At 67.7% G+C, this 17,175-nt stretch carries 12 protein-coding genes; 7 read left to right on the plus strand and 5 right to left on the minus strand.

Translation table 11 applies throughout. The annotated features are described in order from the left end of the window. Window positions 1-10 precede the first annotated feature (10 nt). On the plus strand, window positions 11-2,176 hold the full coding sequence (gene uvrB / locus ACWEQQ_RS37900; RefSeq protein WP_364619473.1) for an excinuclease ABC subunit UvrB: 2,166 nt from the start codon (window positions 11-13) through the stop codon (window positions 2,174-2,176). Between the two features lie 200 nt (window positions 2,177-2,376). On the opposite strand, the gene ACWEQQ_RS37905 is transcribed toward uvrB, so the two are convergent. After that, window positions 2,377-2,847, minus strand: coding sequence for a VOC family protein (locus ACWEQQ_RS37905; protein ID WP_364619470.1), 471 nt, complete (start codon window positions 2,845-2,847; stop codon window positions 2,377-2,379). 56 nt (window positions 2,848-2,903) lie between these two features. Between ACWEQQ_RS37905 and ACWEQQ_RS37910 the strand changes: the two genes are divergently transcribed. The 3 genes from ACWEQQ_RS37910 to ACWEQQ_RS37920 all read left to right on the plus strand — a co-directional run bounded on the left by ACWEQQ_RS37910 (window position 2,904) and on the right by ACWEQQ_RS37920 (window position 5,217). Beyond that, window positions 2,904-3,800 carry an AraC family transcriptional regulator gene (locus ACWEQQ_RS37910; RefSeq protein WP_452351576.1) on the plus strand — a complete coding sequence of 299 codons (897 nt, stop codon included), beginning with the start codon at window positions 2,904-2,906 and terminating at the stop codon, window positions 3,798-3,800. Window positions 3,801-3,887: 87 nt separating this feature from the next. Continuing rightward, on the plus strand, window positions 3,888-4,304 hold the full coding sequence (locus ACWEQQ_RS37915) for a DoxX family protein (RefSeq protein WP_452351577.1): 417 nt from the start codon (window positions 3,888-3,890) through the stop codon (window positions 4,302-4,304). A gap of 460 nt (window positions 4,305-4,764) precedes the next feature. Beyond that, window positions 4,765-5,217: a universal stress protein gene (locus ACWEQQ_RS37920; RefSeq protein ID WP_354846161.1), complete on the plus strand. Its 453-nt coding sequence runs from the start codon at window positions 4,765-4,767 to the stop codon at window positions 5,215-5,217. A gap of 89 nt (window positions 5,218-5,306) precedes the next feature. Here ACWEQQ_RS37920 and ACWEQQ_RS37925 read toward each other — a convergent pair whose 3' ends face one another. Together ACWEQQ_RS37925 and ACWEQQ_RS37930 are read right to left on the minus strand one after the other, a co-directional pair. Then, window positions 5,307-7,583, minus strand: a complete 2,277-nt coding sequence (locus ACWEQQ_RS37925) for a HelD family protein (RefSeq protein ID WP_452351578.1) — start codon at window positions 7,581-7,583, stop codon at window positions 5,307-5,309. A gap of 161 nt (window positions 7,584-7,744) precedes the next feature. Beyond that, complete coding sequence (locus ACWEQQ_RS37930) at window positions 7,745-9,076, minus strand: diguanylate cyclase domain-containing protein (protein WP_452351589.1); 1,332 nt, start codon at window positions 9,074-9,076, stop codon at window positions 7,745-7,747. A 176-nt stretch (window positions 9,077-9,252) separates the two neighbouring features. Here ACWEQQ_RS37930 and ACWEQQ_RS37935 point away from each other — a divergent pair, with 176 nt between their 5' ends. After that, window positions 9,253-10,449 carry a beta-ketoacyl synthase N-terminal-like domain-containing protein gene (locus ACWEQQ_RS37935; protein ID WP_452351579.1) on the plus strand — a complete coding sequence of 399 codons (1,197 nt, stop codon included), beginning with the start codon at window positions 9,253-9,255 and terminating at the stop codon, window positions 10,447-10,449. 70 nt (window positions 10,450-10,519) lie between these two features. Here the strand turns inward: ACWEQQ_RS37935 and ACWEQQ_RS37940 are convergent, their stop codons facing one another. Then, the gene (locus ACWEQQ_RS37940) at window positions 10,520-12,250 is read right to left on the minus strand and encodes a GAF domain-containing sensor histidine kinase (RefSeq protein WP_452351580.1); all 1,731 of its coding nucleotides are present in this window, start codon (window positions 12,248-12,250) and stop codon (window positions 10,520-10,522) included. 72 nt (window positions 12,251-12,322) lie between these two features. Continuing rightward, window positions 12,323-12,970, minus strand: a complete 648-nt coding sequence (locus ACWEQQ_RS37945; protein WP_452341201.1) for a response regulator transcription factor — start codon at window positions 12,968-12,970, stop codon at window positions 12,323-12,325. Window positions 12,971-13,223: 253 nt separating this feature from the next. On the opposite strand from ACWEQQ_RS37945, the gene ACWEQQ_RS37950 reads away from it, so the two are divergent. Together ACWEQQ_RS37950 and uvrA are read left to right on the plus strand one after the other, a co-directional pair. Continuing rightward, entirely contained in the window at window positions 13,224-14,066 is an 843-nt protein-coding gene (locus ACWEQQ_RS37950; RefSeq protein ID WP_452351581.1) for a sigma 54 modulation/S30EA ribosomal C-terminal domain-containing protein, read from the plus strand. A gap of 107 nt (window positions 14,067-14,173) precedes the next feature. Continuing rightward, window positions 14,174-17,173 (plus strand): excinuclease ABC subunit UvrA, encoded by a 3,000-nt coding sequence (gene uvrA / locus ACWEQQ_RS37955; RefSeq protein WP_452341203.1) that lies wholly within the window; start codon window positions 14,174-14,176, stop codon window positions 17,171-17,173. Window positions 17,174-17,175 lie beyond the last annotated feature (2 nt).

Below are 17,175 nucleotides of genomic sequence, written 5' to 3' on the forward strand. Positions count from 1 at the left end.
GGCTGGGGTCATGGCGTTTGCAACCGAGATCCCGGACGACCTGCCGCTGGCTCATTCCGAGCACCGGCCCATCAGCGACGTCGAGCGCGTCGACGGGCAGTTCCAGGTCGTCAGCGAACATCGGCCGGCCGGTGACCAGCCCGCCGCCATCGAGGAGCTCGAGCGGCGCATCCGGGGCGGCGAGAAGGATGTGGTGCTGCTGGGGGCCACCGGTACCGGTAAGTCCGCCACCACGGCCTGGCTGATCGAGCGGTTGCAGCGGCCCACGCTGGTCATGGCGCCGAACAAGACCCTGGCCGCGCAGCTGGCCAACGAGCTGCGCGAGATGCTGCCGAACAATGCGGTCGAGTACTTCGTCTCGTACTACGACTACTACCAGCCCGAGGCCTACATCGCGCAGACCGACACCTATATCGAGAAGGACAGCTCGATCAACGACGATGTCGAGCGGCTGCGGCACTCGGCCACGTCGAGCCTGCTCTCGCGGCGGGATGTGGTGGTGGTCGCGTCGGTGTCGTGCATCTACGGCCTCGGCACGCCGCAGTCGTACCTGGATCGGTCGGTGCAGCTGGAGGTCGGCACCGAGATCGATCGTGATCGGCTGCTGCGCCTGCTGGTGGATGTGCAATACACCCGCAATGACATGTCGTTCACCCGCGGTAGTTTCCGGGTGCGCGGCGACACCGTCGAAATCATTCCCTCCTACGAGGAATTGGCGGTGCGCATCGAATTCTTCGGGGACGAGATCGAGGCGCTCTACTATCTGCACCCGCTCACCGGTGATGTGGTGCGTCAGGTGGATATGGTCCGGATTTTCCCGGCCACCCACTATGTGGCGGGCCCGGAACGCATGGAGCGGGCCGTGCGGGATATCGAAGCGGAGCTCGACGAGCGGCTCGCGGATTTGGAGAAGCAGGGCAAATTGCTGGAGGCGCAACGACTTCGGATGCGCACCCAGTACGACCTGGAGATGATCAAGCAGGTCGGTTTCTGCTCCGGTATCGAGAATTATTCGCGGCATATCGACGGCCGTGCCGCCGGAACCGCGCCGGCCACGCTGCTGGATTACTTCCCCGAGGATTTCCTGCTCGTCATCGACGAATCGCATGTGACCGTGCCGCAGATCGGCGGCATGTACGAGGGCGATATGTCGCGCAAGCGGAACCTGGTGGAGTACGGCTTCCGGCTGCCGTCGGCGGTGGACAACCGGCCGCTCACCTGGGAGGAGTTCGCCGATCGGATCGGGCAGGCGGTGTACCTGTCGGCCACGCCCGGCCCGTACGAATTGGGCCAGACCGGAGGCGAATTCGTCGAGCAGGTCATTCGGCCCACCGGCCTGGTGGATCCGCAGGTGGTGGTCAAGCCGACCAAGGGGCAGATCGACGATCTGGTACACGAGATCCGGCTGCGCACCGAGCGCGACGAGCGCGTGCTGGTCACCACTCTGACCAAGAAGATGGCCGAGGATCTCACGGACTATCTGCTGGGACTCGGTGTGCGCGTGCGCTATCTGCACTCGGAGATCGACACCCTGCGCCGTGTCGAATTGCTGCGGCAGCTGCGGCTGGGCGAATACGACGTACTGGTCGGCATCAACCTGCTGCGTGAGGGACTGGACCTCCCCGAGGTCTCACTGGTGGCGATTCTCGATGCCGACAAGGAGGGCTTCCTGCGTTCGGCCACCAGCCTCATCCAGACCATCGGTCGTGCGGCGCGCAATGTCTCGGGCGAGGTCCACATGTACGCGGACAAGATCACCGACTCCATGCGCCACGCCATCGACGAGACCGAACGCCGCCGGGCCAAGCAGATCGCCTACAACGAAGAGCGCGGCATCGACCCGAAACCGTTGCGCAAGAAGATCGCCGACATTCTCGACCAGGTGTATCGCGAGGCCGAGGAGACCGAGGTCGAGGTGGGCGGCTCGGGCCGCAATGTCAGCCGCGGCCGCCGCGCCCAGGGCGAGCCCGGGCGGGCGGTGAGTGCCGGTGTCTACGAGGGCCGCGACGTGAAGAACATGCCGCGCGCCGAACTGGCCGATCTCATCAAGGACATGACCGCGCAGATGATGAACGCGGCCCGTGAGCTGCAGTTCGAGCTCGCCGGACGACTCCGCGACGAGATCGCCGATCTGAAGAAGGAACTACGCGGCATGGACGCCGCCGGCCTGTCGTGAGAGAAAGCCTGCGGCGCAAGGACCTTCGGCGGGCAGGTGGCCGGCCGGCCGCGCGACCGACGGCAGTGACCCTTGTCATGACCACATGCTCTCGGCCGGGATTCACGGCAAATCGGTTGGATTCCAGCCGAACGCACACGCGGATGACGGACAAGGCTCCGCGCCCGGCAGATGGTCTGCCGGGCGGGGGAGTCGCTTTGTCAGGCCTGCTGGGCCATCCATTCGTTTACCCGGCGTTCGGCCTCTTCGCGGGAGACGTCTTCAACTCGCGTCATGACGATCCAGCGGTGGCCGAACGGATCCATGACGCGGCCGAAGCGGTCGCCGGTGACGAAGGTGGCGGGTTCGGCGACGAAGCGGGCGCCGTTCTCGGAGGCCAGCTTCGAGACGGCGTCCACATCCGGGCAGTAGTGGACGACGCTGGTGTGGACCCAGTCGTCGGCGGGGGCGCGCAGGCCCTCGTCGGGAATGGGCATGCCGACCTGGATGGTGGAGTCGCCGATGAGGAGTTCGGCGTGCGCGGCCTGGCCGTCGGGAAGATCGTTGCGGCTCAGCACCTTCGCGCCGAAGACGGCGGAGTAGAACTCGATGGCCGCATTGGCGTCCGGGACGGCCAGGAAGCAGGTGATGGAGTGGTAGCCCTCGGGGATCGGATTCACTGCGTTGCTCATGCGCACTACTCTCGCCGCCGCGGCGGCGATGGTCTTGTAAGAAAGCGACAGGCGCGATGACCAGTGGAAACACTGCCGAAGGAGGCGGTGGAAGCATTGCCGGAGGCCGGTTCTCGCCGCGGCCGGTGCCGCCGCCGGAGACCGCCAAGGGCATTCTGCGGCCCCGTCAGCAGAACCAGGCCAACAATCACTCCCGGCTGCCCGCGAGCCCGCGGGTGTCCCGCTATGTCGAGTGGTACTGGGCGGTGCGCTGGGATCGCCGGGGCCAGCCGCCCTTCCAGGCCGAGGTGCTGTCGTACCCCTGCGTGAACCTCACCTTCGAGCGCACCCACGAACGCACCGGCGCCTTCGTCACCGGCGTGTGGACCACCAAGTACGTGCGGGAATTGGCCGGGGAGGGTGAGACTTTCGGCGTCAAGTTCCGGGCCGGCGGCTTCGGCGCGTTCACCGGCCTGGACGTCGGGGCACTCAGTGATACCTCGGTCCCGGCAACCGATATCTTCCTGGCGGCCGACGCCCTCGCCGAGGCCGTGCTTGCGACCGCCGATGCCGAACGCCGCCGGGATCTGATCGAGGATTTCCTGGTCGGGGTCCGGCGCGAGGAGGCCGGTGGGGGCGACGACACCGCCTACCGCCAGGTGCTGGCCATCATCGAGGCCATGGAGCATGATCGCGATCTGACCCGGGTCGACCAGGTCACCGAGCATTTCGGCATTCCCGTCCGAACCCTGCAAAGGCTGTTCCGCCGCTATGTCGGTGCGGGCCCGAAATGGGTGCTGCGCCGCTATCGCCTCCAGGACGGCGCACATCTGCTGGCCGAGGGCCGCACCTCGGACCTGGCCGCGCTGGCCGTCGAGCTCGGCTACTTCGATCAGGCGCACTTCTCCAACGAGTTCGCCAAGGAGATCGGGCTGCCTCCGCTCGAATACGCCCGCATCTCGTTACCATCCTGACAACTGCTGGTCCGGGAATAATGTCGGTACCCCAGAAGTTGGTTGCCGTGTCACCCAATGACATATCGATCATCGAAGGAGCGGGCTATGGACGTGCTGGTATTGATCGGACGGATCCTGTTCGCACTGCTGTTCCTCGGCTCGGGCTTCGGGCATTTCGCGCAGCGGAAGACGATGGTGCAGTACGCGCAGTTCAAGGGGGTGCCCATGGCCGAGTTGGCGGTGCCCGCATCGGGTGTGCTGCTGCTGGCCGGCGGGCTGAGCGTGCTGCTGGGCGTCTGGGCCGACCTGGGCACGCTGCTGCTGCTCGTCTTCCTGGTGCCGACCGCCCTCCTCATGCATCCCTTCTGGAAGGAGACCGACGCGGAGGCCAAGCAGACCGAGATGGTCAACTTCAACAAGGACATCGCGCTCGCGGGCGCGGCGCTGATGCTGTTCGCCTTCTTCGCCCACACCGGCGGGGATCTCGGATTGACGCTCACCGGACCGCTTTTCAGCCTCTGATCCGATCCGGGCGCGTTAGTATTGCGCGTCATTGATCGGCCGGAGAGAAGAGGATCGCATGTCCATCCTCAGCGCGATTCTCGGCTGGTTGTGGGCCGAATATCGCGAGCTGTGAGGTAAGGCCAAGTCACTGTATCGCGGGCCGTTCGTTGTGCGGTGTCACAACGAACGGCCCGCGGCCGGTCCGGGGGATATCGGGCTTGTGACGAATCTCCCAGGGAGGCAACACCGTTGGCATATTGTGGGCTACGTCGCGGCGCTCGGGAAATTCGCTGGTAGCCCGGGCTGTCTTCGCGGCGGGAACCGGAATGTGCCCGGATCCGATCACGCCACGGAAGTGTGATGTGTTGCGATATCGAATATTTCCGCCGGTTATGCCGCTATTGTCAGGCGAAGTTGCCGCGGTGAAAACCCCACCGTCGAGGATTCCGCGGCCCCGACCCTTGTACTTGGAGGAGAAATGACCGCCTACCGGACGATCGTCGTCGGTACCGATGGCTCGGACTCGTCGTACGTCGCCGTCGAGCGGGCCGCGGCTCTGGCCGGCGACGAGGGCGCCACGCTGTACATCGCCTGCGCGTATTTCCCGACCGACGACCGCGATGTGGCCGCGGCCGCGGACGTGCTGAAGGACGAGGCCTACCAGGTGCGCGGCTCCGCGCCGACCAGCGAGATCCTGCGCGTCGCGCGGGACAAGGCCGTCGCCGTCGGCGCGGTGAACGTGGTGGAGAAGGCCGTCGTCGGCGAGCCCGTCGAGTCGCTGCTGGACCTGGTGAAGGAGGTGGAGGCCGACCTGCTCGTCGTCGGTAACCGCGGCCTCAACACCCTGGCCGGCCGCCTGCTCGGCTCGGTGCCGTCGGACGTGGCCCGCAAGTCCCGCTGCGACGTGCTGATCGTGCACACCGTGCGCTGAGCGAACCTCCGTTCCAGGAGAGCGGACCCCTTTCAGCGAAGCGGCCGAGCCCCATGTGGGCTCGGCCGCTTCGCTGTTCGCCGTCCTGGTCAGCGCAGCCGGTGCAGGACTTCCGGCAGGTCGGCGGAATGCACGACCGCCAGGCGCTGGGTGGCGCGGGTGAGCGCCACGTACAGGTCGTTGAGGCCACGCGGCGATTCGCCGAGGATCCGGTGCGGTTCGGCCAGGATGACCGCGTCGAACTCCAGGCCCTTCACGTCGTGGACGGTGAGCACGCGCACCGAATCATCGGTCAGGTGAGCGAGTTCCGGGGCCAGGTCGTGCGGCGCGATGACCACGGTGGTGCCGGGATGCTCGGCCTCCGCGGCGATCAGCCGCTTGATCTCGTCGGCCAGCTCGGCGGCCGCCACCCGGGTCGCGGTGGGCTCGAAGCCCGAGTCGCGGACCGAGCGCGGCGCAGGCGCGGCCGGGTCGATGGCGGTCAGCACGTCCGCCGCCACCGCCATGATCTCCGACGGGGTGCGGTAGTTGACCGTCAGCTCGGTGAGCTTCCAGCGTTTGGCCACATAGGGTTCCAGCACCTGCTGCCAGGACGAGGCGCCCGCCGGGTCGCCGGTCTGGGCCACGTCGCCGACGGCGGTGATCCAGCGATTCGGGATGCGGCGCATGACCATTCGCCACGCCATGGCCGAAAGCTCCTGCGCCTCATCCACGATGACGTGGCCGTAGGTCCAGGTGCGGTCGCCGGCGGCGCGTTCGGCGGTGGTCTGCCGGGTGCGCACCTGCTGGCGTTCGGCCAGCTGGGACGCGTCGATGAGGTCGTAGGCCATGAGCAGCTCGGGATCCAGGTCGTCCTCGAGATCCTGGGGCGCGGAACCGGTGAGGATGTCGAGCGCGTCCTGGGCCTCGGCCAATTGGGCGCGCCAGCGGCGGCGGGAGCGCTCGCGCTCCTCGCTGTCGTCGATGCCGAGCAGTTCGGCCAGCTCGTCCAGCAGGGGCGCGTCCGCGTCGCTGAACTCGCCGCTGTCGGACCGGTACAGCTCGGCCCGGTCGGCGCGGCTCAGCTGCCCGGCGGCATCGGCCAAGCGCTCGGGGTCGGCCCACAGCCCGCCCAGCACCTGCTGCGGGGTGAGGATGGGCCACAGTCCGGCGATGGCGCGCTGGATCTCGGGATCGGCGCGCATCTCGTCGCGGATCTCGGTGAGATCGGTCTGGCTCAACAGGTTTCGCCCGCCCAGCGGGTTCGAGCCGATGGCGGCGGCCAGCTGATCGGTGAGCGCGTCGACGACGGCGGCGGCGAAGACGGGCCGGGCCAGGTTGTGCGGGCGGCGCGAGGAGCGGGCGCGGCCGCGGGCCTTGGTGGCGATCTTGCGGTCCAGCTCCAGCTGGTGGCCGTCGAAGTAGAGCTGGATCGGCTCCCGGGGCACCTCCTGCCAGTCCCGCACCCCCTTCTTGAGCACCTCGAGCATGTCGAGCGAGCCCTTCAGCTCCCCGGCGCGCAGCGAGTCCTCCAGTGTCGCTTGCACTCCCGGATACAGGTTGCCGACGGTGGACAGCAGCACGCCGGTCTCACCCAGCGAGGGCAGCACCTGGCCGATGTAATCCAGGAACGTGGAGTTCGGGCCGATGATGAGCACGCCGGCCTTGTCCAGCTGCTGCCGGTAGGTGTACAGCAGGTAGGCCGCGCGGTGCAGTGCCACCGCGGTCTTGCCGGTGCCGGGCCCGCCCTGCACCACCAGCACGCTCTTGTGCTCCGAGCGGATGATGGCGTCCTGCTCGCTCTGAATGGTCTCGACGATGTCGTTCATGTGCCCGGTGCGGGCGGCATTGAGCGCGGCCAGCAGCGCGCTCTCGCTGCCCACGCCGCCCTCGCCGCCGATCACCCCGGCGCGCTGCGCGGCATCCAGGTCCAGATACTCGTCGTTGACCCCGGTGACCGTGCGGTTGCGCGAGCGAATGTGCCGCCGCCGGGTCACGCCGTCGGGCGCGGCGGTGGTGGCGAGGTAGAAGGGGCGGGCCATGGGAGCGCGCCAATCCAGCAGCAGCGTCTCGTAATCGGCGCTCTCGTCGAGGATGCCGATGCGCCCGATGTAACGGTGCTCACTGTCACCGTTCTCGGCGATGTCGATGCGGCCGAAGCATAGGCCGTGTTCGGCGGCGTCGTACTTGGCCAGGTCCTCGGAGTAGAGCTGGGTGAACGACTCGCGCTCACTACGGGCCTGCGGCGTGCCGCCGGTCTCCAGCAGCACGGTGCGCAGCCGCCGCTGGGCGTAGGCGCGCATGCCGTCGAGCTGTTCGTAGAGCTTCGTGAGGTACTGCTGCTCGCGCTCCAGGTCCGGGGAAGCCGCGTTAGCGGAATCGGACACGGAACGCTCCTCGGTGAGGTCGGGCAAAACGGAACTCCTTGTTCACCACGTCCGCCGTGTTGGGTACGGGGCGCGAAGCATCGAGAACAGAGTTGTCGATTCTAGTTCGCGATTCCCTCGCGCGCCGTACCGCCAGGTAACAGGCCCTGAAACTGCCAGGTTCAGGAGGCGTGGGTGCTGTCGCTGCGGCGTCCGAGGGTTCCGTTCTGATGGTTGGGCGGCTTGGCCTGGTACATGGCCACGTCGGCATCGTGCAGGACGGCCTCCGGGCTGCGATCGTCCCCCACGCACAGGTCCGTCACCCCGATCGAGGCGTCGACCTGGATGCGGTGCCCGCGCGCGATGATCGGCTCGGCCATGGTCTGGCGCAGCCGCGCGATGAGCGTGTCGATATCGTCGCCCAGGGTGCGGCCGGACAGCAGCACCAGGAATTCGTCACCGCCGATCCGGCCCACGATGTCCTCGGAGCGCAGCCCGCGCTGCAGTCGCTGCGCCACGATCTGCAGCACGGTATCGCCGATGGCGTGCCCGAGGGTGTCGTTGATGGCCTTGAACCCGTCGAGGTCGATGAACAGCACGCTGGACACCGGCAGGGTCTCGGTGGTGCCCAGCGCCGCCGCCAGCCGCGACAGCACCAGCGCCCGATTGGCCAGCCCGGTGAGCGGGTCGTGGGTGGCCTGGTACTCCAATTGCCTTCGGCTGGCCCGGAATTCGGTGATGTCGTTGAACGACGACACCGCCGCCGACTCCGGATCGCTGGGATTGAGCAGCCGGCTGTTGGCCGAGAGCCAGCGCCGCTGCCCGTCGGGCCGGTCGAGCCCGAACACGAAGCGGGTCACCGTCTCTCCGGTGGCGAGGGTACGGATCACCGGATACCAGGACGTGGGCATGGGCTGGGCATTGGCGTCCAGCAGGGATAGCGGGATGTCGTAGATGTGGGTGCCGACGAGATCGTCGGAGTCGTAGCCGAAGATGCGTCGTGCGGCCGGATTGGCGGATTCGATGCGCCCGTGCCGGTCGATCACCACCACCCCCTCATCCAGTTGCGACACCACCGTGGTGAAGAACTGTTCGGCGCGCTGCTGGGCGGCCTCGGCGCGGCGCTGCGCGGTGAGATCGCGCACCACCACCTGGTAGGCGAGGTGTTCGTGCCAGGCGGTGAGCACCGACACGGTCTCCACGTCGACGCAGCCGCCGTCGCATCGCATCAGTGTCATCTCGGCGGGGTCGGACGCGGTGCCCGCGATGGTGAGACGGCGGATGCGGTCGAGCATGGGAGGGACGGAACTTCGTTCGACGAAATTGGTGACCGGTTGCCCGATCACGTCGTCAGGATCTGCGGCCGCCAGCAGCCGCAGCATTGCCGGGTTGGCGTAGACGACGGTGCCACGCTCGTGGACCACGACCCCGTCGGGGCTGTAATCCACCAGGGACCGGTATCGCTGGGCCAGCTGTTCGGCATTGGCCGAGTCATTTGCCCGATCGTTACCCATCACGTCATGCACCCCCTGATCGTCGTTCCGACACGTCACTGGAGCACGGCACCATTCTGTTATCTATAAATTTGCTGGTGCCCCTTGCCGACCGTATTGAATGAGCTGCAGTTCGGCACAGCATCGGCCCGCGAGTGGTGACCATTACGGGCAACGGCCCGAGAGGAGCGATGCAAATGCCAGGCATCATCCCCGTCCCGATGACCGCAGGTCGGCATCAAGATCATATGACCCTGGCCGGCATCGGCGCTGTCACCGGGTACGGCTGGGGCCGCGAAACCCTCTGGAAAGGTTTGCTGACCGGCAAACCCGCAGCCCGGCTCTTTCCAGGGTACGGGCCCGAACGCGATCGGCAGGGGTGGATCGCCCGCGTGCCGGACGGCGGCGATCCGGAGCTCCCGCCCAGCCGCTACCTACGCGCGGTCATCGGCTCGGCGCGCGAGGCGGTGGCCGATGCGCGCGAACGCGGCTGGCGGCCCGGCCGGACGGTCGGCCTGCTGCACGCGATCGTGCTCGGAGACGCCTGCGAGTGGCGGGACTTCTACACCGTCGACGGCGGGCAGCGGCGCTCGCGCGACTATCTGCGACTACTTCCCTCGACCCCGGTGTCGATGCTGATGAGCGAGTTCGGGTTTCACGGCCCGGCCATGAATGTGACCGCCGCCTGCTCCTCGGCGAACGTGGCCCTGGTCACCGCGCAGCTGTGGCTGGCCCAGGGCATCGCCGACGACGTGCTGGTGGTCGCGACCGACCTGTCCGGGATTCCGGAGATGGTGCAGCCGTTCGTGGTACTGGGCGCGGCGGTGGACGACACCGACCCCCTCGACGCCTGCCGTCCCTTCCAGCAGGGCAGTCGCGGCTTCGGTTTCGGCGAGGCCTCGGTCGCGTTCCTGGCGACACGTGACGCCGAACGGCCCTATGCGGCGATGCTCGGCGGGGCCATGTCCAACGACGGCCACCACGTGATCTCCGTCGAGCCGTCCTACTCCCAGATCTTCGAGTGCGTGCGCCGCGCCCTGGTCGGCGCCGATGTCCATCCCGGCGAGGTCGCGTACCTCAATTCGCACGGTTCCGGCACCGCCCAGTGCGACGCCGCCGAAACCGCGCTGCTGGCGGAGCTTTTCGACGATCGCCCGGCGGTGGTGGCGCTCAAGCCGCTGGCCGGGCACTGCCAGGCCGCCTCGGCCGGGGTCGAAGTGGCCGTCGCGGCACTGGGTTACGAGCGCGGGCTGCTGGTGTCCGCCCCGATCGTGGCGCCCGCGCATCCCAATCTGGTCGACGGCGTCCGGCGCGGCGTCGACGGCATCACGGTGAAGACCGCGCTCGGCATGGGCGGCAACAACTCCGCGGTGGTGCTCGGCCCGGTCGGCTGACGAGATCCGAGATCTCAGTGAGTCGATAACGCTCGTTCTCGGCGAGTCGATGCAGCACGATCTCGGCGAGTCAATGCAGTGGCACCGACCAGTGCAGTTTGGTGCCGGTGCCGTCGCCGCTGGGATCGCGCCGCGGATACACCGCCAGGCTGCCGCCGGACTGTTCGGCGCGCCGGGCCAGGTTGGTCAGCCCGCTGGGGGTGATGTCGTCCGGAATGCCGCGGCCGTTGTCGGAGATCACGATGGTGAGATCGTCGGCCACGCCGATGTCGATGGTGATGGTGTCGGCCCCGGAATGCCGGACCGCGTTCGAAACCGCCTCGCGCACCACGGCTTCCGCATGATCGGCGAGTGCCGGCTCGACCACCGACAGCGGTCCGGTGATGTGCATGAGCGCCCGGATGTCGGTGGCGGTGGTCTGCTGCTTGACCGCGCGTTCGATGCGCTGGCGCAGCCGGGTGCTGTGCCCGTCGCCGCCGTGCAGATCGAAGATGGAGGTGCGGATCTCCTCCACCACGTCCTGTAGATCGTTGATGGCATCGGCCAGCCGTTTCTGCACCTCGGGCACCCGGGCGCGCGGCACGGTGCCCTGCAGGTAGAGCCCGATGGCGAACAGCCGCTGGATGACGTGGTCGTGCAGGTCGCGAGCGATCCGGTCGCGGTCGGTGAGGATGTCGAGTTCGCGCATCCGGCGCTGCGCCACCGCCAGTTGCATGGCCAGCGCGGCCTGATCGGTGAAGGCGGCGATCAGCTCCACCAATTCGTCGGTGTAGGGCGCGGATTCGGCGGCGCGCAGCGTGATCAGCACCCCCAGGGTGGAGTCCGGGGTGTGCAGCGGCAGCACCAGGGCCGGGCCGATATCGGCGATGGGCGTGCCCAGGTCGATGTGGCGGGCGTCGTCGAAGCGCAGCGGGGTGCGAGTGGTGAGGGCCTGCCCGACGGCGGTGGCCGCCGTGCGCACCGCGTGTCCGGCCGGTGGCTCGTCGGGGCCGGACCATTGCGCCACAACGAGTTCGGCGACATCCTCGGGCGCGTCGTCGGGATCGGCGACCACGGCCAGCAGCGCCTGCTGGGAGGCGGTCAGCTCGCGGGCGTGCTCGACCACGTGGGCCAGCACCTTGCTGGGTTCGGTGTCGGCCAGGAATTCGGTGGCGATATCGCGGGTGGCCTCGATCCAGGCCTGCCGGGTGCGGGCCTGCTCGTAGAGGCGGGCATTGTCGACGGCGATACCGGCCGCGGCGGCCAGCGCCTGCAGCAGCACCTCGTCGTCCTCGGTGAAGGGGTGCCCGCCGGATTTCTCGGTGAGGTACAGGTTTCCGAAGATCTCGCCGCGGATCCGCACCGGCATGCCGAGGAAGGTGCGCATGACCGGATGGTGCTCGGGGAATCCGGTCGCGGCGGGATGGCGCGCGAGATCGTCCAGGCGCAGCGATTCGGGCTTGTCGAGCATGAGGCCGAGCACGCCGTGGCCCTCGGGCAGCGCGCCGATCCGCACCCGGGTCTGCTCGTCGATGCCGTGGAAGACGAACTGGCTGAGCTGTTGTTCGTGCCCGCGCACCGCCAGCGCCCCGAAGCGGGCGTCGACCAGAATGGTGGCGGCGCGCACGATCGTGCTCAGGGTCTGGTCCAGATCGAGGCCGGAGGTGACCGCGAGCATCGCCTCGACCAGCCCGTCGATGCGGTCCCGGGCGTCGATGATCTGTTCGACCCGGTCCTTGACCTCGGTGAGCAATTCGCGTAATCGCAGCTGAGACAGCGTTTCACGCACCGAGTAGGGACCGGTGCGGGGTGTGTCGTGCATGGTTGTCCTGCGGTCCGGCGGATACGACACGGCAAGCGGAATTCTATGCGAGCCGAGGTTGCCGAGAGGTTGTCATGCCGAACGTGACTGTCCCGTACGCAATTTCGAGGCCAGCACGGCGGCCTGGGTGCGGCGTTCCATGCCGAGTTTGGCCAGCAGCCGGGACACGTAGTTCTTGACGGTCTTCTCCGCCAGGAACATCCGTTCCGCGATCTGCCGGTTGGTGAGGCCGTCGCCGAGCAGGTCCAGCAGCTTGCGCTCCTGATCGGTCAAACCGGCCAGCGGGCCGTCGAGTTCGGTGCTGCGCCGCAGCCGGTCCATGAGCGCCGCCGCCGCGCGATTGTCCAGCAGCGAACGGCCCGCGCCCACCTCCTTGATGGCCTTGGCCAGCTCCATGCCCTTGATGTCCTTGACCACGTAGCCGCTGGCGCCGGCCAGGATGGCGTCCATCATGGCCTGTTCGTCGGTATAGGAGGTGAGGATCAGGCAGCGCAGGTCGTCGATGTCGGCGAGCAGGTCGCGGCACAGTTCGATGCCGTTGCCGTCGGGCAGGCGGACGTCCAGCACCGCCACGTCGGGGCGCAGCGCCGGGATCCGGGCCAGCGCCTGGGCGACGTCACCCGCCTCGCCGACGACGGTCAGTTCGGGATCCTCCTCCAGCAGGTCGGTCAGACCGCGGCGGACGATCTCGTGATCGTCGACCAGGAAGACTTTGATCACGACGGCCTCCAAGCTCGGGTCGCGGGCGCGCGAAACGGTAGTGGCAAACGTATCTCGCGGGAAGACGCCCGGATACCGCCGAAGGTCCCTAATTTCCGGTGTCCGGACCGTCCGGAATTTGTCCGGTTATTTTTGTCGGAGAATTTTCCCCGAAAGTGGTCTGGTTCGGGACTTTCGGCACTGTCGGGGGTGACATGGGTGTGTTGCCATGGAGACGGGTTGCCGGGGCGGAACAGGGAGAGCGGGGTCGGCTATGGGCGCATTCGATGTGTGGTCGAGTGGAATCGATCCGGATTTCGTGGTGACCACGCACGGGCCCGTCCCGTCGGGGGAGGTGACCCGGGTGGTGCGCGGATTGGGCAGGATCCTGCGCCGGCACGGGGTCGCGGGGCCGGTGCGGGCACGCCTGCGCTGGCCCGCCGCCGAGGAGGAGACGACGCTGGTGCAGGCGGGTGTCCGGACGCTGGGGAAGGCATTCCGGGTGCAGGTCGCCGGGCCGGGACGGTTCGCGTCCACCTTCGCGCTGGAGCGGCTGGATCTGCGGCTGGGCCGCCCGCCGGACGAATTGTCCCGGCCCTGGCCGGATCCCGCGCGGCCGTCGCTGTCCGCGGTGACCGAGCCACGACCGATCGTGCGGCGCAAGGATTGTCGACTACAGGTGGCCACACCCGCCGCGGCGGCGCGGGTGCTCGATGCCATGGATTACGACGCGCACCTGTTCATCGATGCCGAGACCGGATCCGAGGCGGTGGTTTGCTGGACCGGTCCGCTCGGGGTGCGGACCCTGGGCCGGATGCGCGACGGTGTGCCGGTCCTGCTCGAAGACGAGGCAGTGGCCCGGCTGTGCCTGGGCGGGCTGCCCTATCTGTTCTTCACCGATGCCGATACCCGCCGCGGCCGGCTGCTGTATCGGCGCTTCGACGGCGATCTCGCGCTGGTCACCGCGGCCGGCGCCGAGGACCGCTCGCGCGATCGGGACCGGGATCGGGTGCTGCAGCCGCGGGCCATCACGAGCTGTGTCCGTCGGGCGCTGCCCGGTGTGGCGGGCGTCACGGCCGTGCGGCCGATCGGCGGTCCTAGTCACATCTCGCAATAAACACACTGTGACCAGCGTTTCAGCACGCGTAGCCAAACTTGTCGGTGGGTGCCCCTAGCATGGCGTCGGGGGTATGTCTGGATGCTGAAACGTTGGAAGGATGGCCAGTGGCGGATCGCCTGACGGTGCGCGGAGCGCGGGAGCACAACCTCAAAGGGGTCGATCTCGACCTACCTCGCGACAGTCTCATCGTTTTCACTGGTCTGTCCGGGTCCGGAAAGTCCTCGCTCGCCTTCGACACGATTTTCGCCGAGGGCCAGCGGCGGTACGTGGAATCACTGTCGGCGTATGCGCGGCAGTTCCTCGGCCAGATGGACAAGCCGGATGTGGATTTCATCGAGGGGCTGTCCCCGGCGGTGTCCATCGACCAGAAGTCGACCAACCGCAATCCGCGGTCCACGGTCGGCACCATCACCGAGGTCTACGACTATCTGCGTCTGCTGTTCGCGCGCGCGGGCACCCCGCACTGCCCGGTCTGTGGTCATCTGATCGCCAAGCAGACCCCGCAGCAGATCGTGGATCAGGTGCTGGCCATGGAGGAGGGCACCAAGTTCCAGGTGCTCGCGCCCGTGGTGCGCACCCGCAAGGGCGAGTTCGTGGACCTGTTCGAGTCGCTGAACTCGCAGGGCTACTCGCGCGTCCGGGTCGACGGCGTGGTGCATCCGCTGACCGATCCGCCGAAGCTGAAGAAGCAGGAGAAGCACGATGTCGAGGTGGTCGTGGACCGCCTCGCCGTGAAGCCGAGTTCCAAACAGCGCCTGACCGATTCGATCGAGACGGCGCTGCGGCTGGCCGACGGCATCGTGGTGCTGGACTTCGTGGATCGCGACGAGCACGCCCACGATCGGGAGCGGCGCTTCTCCGAGCGGCTGGCCTGCCCGAACGGGCACCCGCTCGATATCGAGGATCTGGAACCGCGGTCGTTCTCCTTCAACTCGCCCTACGGCGCCTGCCCGGATTGCACGGGTCTGGGTATCCGCAAGGAGGTCGATCCGGATCTGGTTGTGCCGGACCCGGATCTGAGCCTCAATGACGGCGCGATCGCGCCGTGGTCGCGCGGGCAGACCGCCGAATACTTCACCCGTTTGCTGTCGGGCCTGGCCGAGGCGATCGGCTTCTCCATGGACACGCCGTGGAATCAGTTGCCGCTCAAGGCCCGCAAGGCGGTGCTGGAGGGCAGCTCCGAGCAGGTGCACGTCTCCTACACCAACCGCTACGGCCGCAAGCGTTCGTACTACGCCGATTTCGAGGGCGTGATGCCGTTCCTGCAGCGGCGCATGGACGCCACCGAATCGGAGGCGATGAAGGAGCACTACGACGGGTACATGCGGGACATCCCGTGCCCCGTCTGCAATGGCGCGCGACTGCGGCCGGAGATTCTGGCGGTCACGCTGTCGGCGGGCCCGGAGCGCAAATCCATTGCGGACCTGTCGGATCTGTCCATCGGTGATGCCGCGAAGTTCCTGAACACCCTGACACTCGATGATCGCCAGGCGGCGATCGCGGCGCAGGTGATCAAGGAGATCCAGGCGCGCCTGGGCTTCCTGCTGGATGTCGGCCTGCAGTACCTGACGCTCTCGCGCGCCGCGGCCACGCTGTCCGGCGGTGAGGCGCAGCGCATTCGCCTGGCCACCCAGATCGGGTCCGGTCTGGTGGGTGTGCTCTATGTGCTGGACGAGCCGTCCATCGGCCTGCATCAGCGCGACAATCGCCGGCTCATCGAAACCCTCACGCGGCTGAAGAATCTCGGCAATACGCTCATCGTGGTCGAGCACGACGAGGACACCATTCACGCCTCGGACTGGGTGGTCGACATCGGCCCGCTGGCCGGCGAGCACGGCGGTCAGGTGGTGTACTCGGGTCCGTACGAGGGGCTGCTGAAGGACAAGGGATCGCTCACGGGCGCTTACCTTTCCGGCCGCGAGCAGATCGAGGTGCCGCTGGTGCGGCGACCCGTCGACAAGCGTAAGCAGCTCACGGTGGTCGGCGCGGTCGAGCACAACCTGCAGAACATCGACGTGAGTTTCCCGCTGGGCGTGCTGACGTCGATCACCGGCGTGTCGGGTTCGGGTAAGTCGACGCTGGTCAACGACATTCTGGCGACCGTGCTCCAGAACAAGCTGAACGGCGCGCGGCAGGTTCCGGGTCGTCATACCCGCGTCAACGGCCTGGATCACTTGGACAAGCTGGTGCAGGTCGACCAGTCGCCGATCGGCCGTACGCCGCGCTCGAATCCGGCTACGTACACGGGCGTTTTCGACAAGATCCGTACCCTGTTCGCGGCCACCACCGAGGCCAAGGTGCGTGGCTACCAGCCGGGCCGGTTCTCCTTCAATGTGAAGGGCGGCCGCTGCGAGGCATGCTCGGGTGACGGCACCCTGAAGATCGAAATGAACTTCCTCCCGGACGTTTACGTCCCCTGCGAGGTCTGCCACGGCGCGCGCTACAACCGCGAGACCCTCGAGGTGCACTACAAGGGCAAGACCATCGCCGAGGTCCTCGATATGCCGATCGAGGAGGCAGCGGAGTTCTTCGAGCCGGTGACCTCCATCCACCGCTACCTCAAGACCCTGGTGGATGTCGGCCTCGGCTACGTCCGCCTCGGCCAGTCCGCCCCCACGCTCTCCGGCGGTGAGGCGCAGCGGGTGAAGCTGGCCGCCGAACTCCAGAAGCGTTCCACCGGCCGCACCATCTACATCCTCGACGAGCCCACCACCGGCCTGCACTTCGAGGACATCCGCAAGCTCCTGGCGGTCATCAACGGCCTGGTCGACAAGGGCAATACGGTCATCGTCATCGAGCACAACCTCGACGTCATCAAGACCTCCGACTGGGTCCTCGACATGGGCCCCGAGGGTGGCTCCGGCGGCGGCTCGGTCATCGCCCAGGGCACCCCGGAGGACATTTCCGAAGTCCCGGAAAGCTACACCGGCCAGTTCCTGAAGCACGTCCTCGCCGCCCAGCCCGCCTCCCTCGCCGAACCCAGGCCGGCAAAGAAGGCAGCGAAGAAGGCTCCGGCCAAGAAGGCGGCCCCCAAGACCGACGCCCAGGCCACCGCCGCCAAGAAGGCAGCCGCCGCCCGCCGCAAGGCTGCCGCCCTCCGCTGACG

This window comes from Nocardia sp. NPDC004123 (genome assembly GCF_053603795.1).